General features: G+C 73.0%; 3 protein-coding genes. 1 reads left to right on the top strand and 2 read right to left on the bottom strand.

Translation table 11 applies throughout. From position 1 onward, the window contains the following. Nucleotides 1-46 precede the first annotated feature (46 nt). On the top strand, nt 47-886 hold the full coding sequence (locus tag FF041_RS14770; RefSeq protein ID WP_153523272.1) for an alpha/beta fold hydrolase: 840 nt from the start codon (nt 47-49) through the stop codon (nt 884-886). Nucleotides 887-1046: 160 nt separating this feature from the next. Here FF041_RS14770 and FF041_RS14765 read toward each other — a convergent pair whose 3' ends face one another. Together FF041_RS14765 and FF041_RS14760 are read right to left on the bottom strand one after the other, a co-directional pair. Further along, nucleotides 1047-1490: a hypothetical protein gene (locus FF041_RS14765; RefSeq protein WP_153523271.1), complete on the bottom strand. Its 444-nt coding sequence runs from the start codon at nt 1488-1490 to the stop codon at nt 1047-1049. Between the two features lie 86 nt (nt 1491-1576). Next, nucleotides 1577-2800, bottom strand: a complete 1224-nt coding sequence (locus FF041_RS14760) for a beta-ketoacyl-[acyl-carrier-protein] synthase family protein (protein ID WP_153523270.1) — start codon at nt 2798-2800, stop codon at nt 1577-1579. Nucleotides 2801-2837 lie beyond the last annotated feature (37 nt).

Genomic DNA, 2837 nt, shown 5'->3' with positions numbered 1-2837 from the left:
ACCCCCTCACCCCCACCCCCCTGTGCACCGGAAGGACATCACCCTCATGCCTTTTGCCACCGCAGCCGACGGCACCGCCCTGTACTACGAGGACTGGGGCCGGGGCCGGCCGCTCGTGTTCCTCGGCACCGCCATGCAGAACTCCCGGATGTGGGAGCACGTGGCGCGACCGCTCGTCGAGGCCGGACTGCGCTGTATCACCGTCGACCGGCGCGGCCACGGCCGCTCCGACTGGCCCTGGGACGGGTACGACTTCGACACCCTCGCCGACGACCTCGCCGCGATCCTGGACCGCACCGACGTCGCCGACGCCGTGCTCGTCGGCTACGCCATGGGCGGCGGCGAGACCGTACGCCATCTCTCCCGCCATGGCACGGAACGCGTCGGCGCGGTCGCGCTCGTCAACTCCGTCACCCCGTTCATGTGCCGCACGGACGACAACCCCGAGGGGCTCGACCCGTCCGTTTTCGACGGCATCGTCGCCGAGCTGATGGCCGACCGGGCCCGCTGGGTGGTGGACGCCGCCGCGGGCTTCTTCGGCGGACCCGAGGGGACCGTCGAGAACCTCCCGGTCTCCTTCGAACACGCCCGCTGGCTCGGCTATATGGCGCTGGACTGCTCCTCCAGGGCTGCCCTGGAGTCGTACCGCACCCTCTTCACCACCGATCTGCGCCCGGACGTCGCCACCCTGCGGTCCAGCGGGCTGCCGGTGCTCCTCATCCACGGGGACGGCGATCTGGGCGCGCCCCTGGAGCTCTGCGGAATGCGCACCGCGCGGCTGCTGCCGGACGCTCCGTTCGTGGTGTACGAGGGCGCCGCCCACGGGCTGTTCGCCACCCACGCCGACCGGCTGGTGGCCGATCTGCTGAAGTTCGCCGCCTCCTGAACGGTCTCCTGGACGGCCTCTTGTACGGCCTCCTGGACGGCCCGTTGTACGGCCTCCTGAACGGCCCGGCGGGTGCACACGCCGAACGCCCCGGCGACGGATGACCGTCGTCGGGGCGTCTGGTTGCCGGTGGTCGTGCCGGGTCGGCTCACCCGGTCGCTCAGCCGTTGCGGGCCGCCTTCATCTTGCGCAGGCCCACCTGCTGAAGCACCGCGAACGCCGCGACGACGACGGCCTGCGCCGGGATCCACAGCGTGCCGGTGGTGTTCGGGTCCAGCCAGCCGAAGAGCAGGCTCGCCACCGAGGCGACGGCCCAGAGGTAGTTGGCGTCGATGACGAACGTCGTGCCGCCCACCGGCGGCTCGGGGCGGGTGGCGAGGTACGCCACGTACAGCCCGTACACCGTCAGGAAGACGCCGATGCCCTGGAGGAAGCCCGCGTTCACGTCGAGCAGCCGGCCGACCGGGCCGGACGCCAGCAGGTAGATGAGTCCGTTGCCTCCGGTCACGACGGCGTCCAGGGCGAGGAAGCGGCGCAGCGGGGTGGCGGCCGACGCGGTGGTGCGCCGGACGGTGGCAGTGGCCGCGGGCGAGTGCGTGGTCATGGGGGTGTTCTCCATTTCTGGTGGTCCGGGCCGGTGGCCGGGCCGGAGTCGGTGATCGGGTCAGGGCGTCCGGTGCCGTGCGCCGCTCAGGCCGTGGCCAGGGCGAGCACGGCGTTCTGGCCGCCGAATCCGAAGGAATTGCTCAGTGCCGTGTGCGCCGTGTGCTCGGTGGCGACGACGGGGATGTTCAGGTGTTTGAGGCCCGGTTCGGGCACGGTGAGATTGGCGGTGGGGGGGACGGTGCGGCGGGCGAGCGCGAGCAGGGTGTAGACGGCCTCCACGGCGCCGGCCGCGCCCAGCAGATGACCGGTGACCCCCTTGGTCGAGGTGATCAGCGGATCACCGGTGAGCACCCGGCCCAGCATCTCGCCCTCCACCCGGTCGTTGAGGGGGGTGGATGTGCCGTGGGCGTTGACATGGCCGATGTCACCGGGGGAGAGACCGGCGTCGGCGAGGGCCGCGCGGACGGCCGCCTCGATGCCGTGCCCGCCCGGGTCGGGCGTGGTGATGTGGTGTGCGTCGGCCGTCGAGCCATGGCCGAGCACTCTGCCGTGCACGGTCGCCCCCCGGGCGCGCGCGTCCGCGGCACGCTCCAGGATCAGGACCCCGGCCCCCTCGCCGCCGACGAACCCGTCCCGCTCCGCGTCGAAGGGACGCGAGGCGGCGGCCGGTTCGCCGTGCCGCTGGGAGAGCGCGCCCATCTGCGCGAAGCCGGACATCAGCAGCGGGGTCAGCATGGCGTCGCTGCCCCCGGCGATCACCACGTCGCAGCGGTCGAGCGCGAGCAGATCGCAGGCGATCGCGATCGCGCTGCCCCCGGAGGCGCAGGCGGTGGCGACGACCATGCTGGGGCCGTTCGCGCGCTGGTCGATGGAGATCTGACCGGCGAGCATATTGGGCAGCTGCATCGGCAGCAGCAGCGGTGAGACCCGGTGCGGGCCCTCCTCCAGAAGAACGCGGTGCTGAGCTTCCACGGTGCCGGGTCCGCCGTCGGCGGAGCCGATCACCACACCCACCCTGGCACCGTTCCAGGTCGCCGGGTCCAGCCCGGCGTGGGCCACCGCCTCGCGGGCCGCCACCAGGGCGAACCGCGCGGCGGGGTCCAGTCGCAGTGCCTTGCGGGCGCCGAGCAGCGCGTCGGCGTCGAAGCCCGGCACCCGGCAGGAGATCCGGGCCGGGGTGTGGGCGAGCTCCGGATCGGCGGCGGCGCGGGAGCGGCCGGCGCACACCGTGCGCCAGTTCTCCTCGACGCCGATGCCCGCCGGGGTGACGAGTCCCATGCCCGTCACGGCTGTCTCGGTCCCGGACATCAGGCCCGCGCGCCCCTCTCCTCCATCAGCTGGGCCA

It is taken from the genome of Streptomyces jumonjinensis, assembly GCF_009600885.1.
Lineage (GTDB): Bacteria > Actinomycetota > Actinomycetes > Streptomycetales > Streptomycetaceae > Streptomyces > Streptomyces jumonjinensis.
This window is presented reverse-complemented; position numbering and strand designations above follow the sequence as displayed.

Coding starts and splice junctions, on each gene's coding strand:
- FF041_RS14760 (WP_153523270.1), bottom strand. CDS start 2,800: ATGTCCGGGACCGAGACAGCCGTGACGGGCATGGGACTCGTCACCCCG.
- FF041_RS14765 (WP_153523271.1), bottom strand. CDS start 1,490: ATGACCACGCACTCGCCCGCGGCCACTGCCACCGTCCGGCGCACCACC.
- FF041_RS14770 (WP_153523272.1), top strand. CDS start 47: ATGCCTTTTGCCACCGCAGCCGACGGCACCGCCCTGTACTACGAGGAC.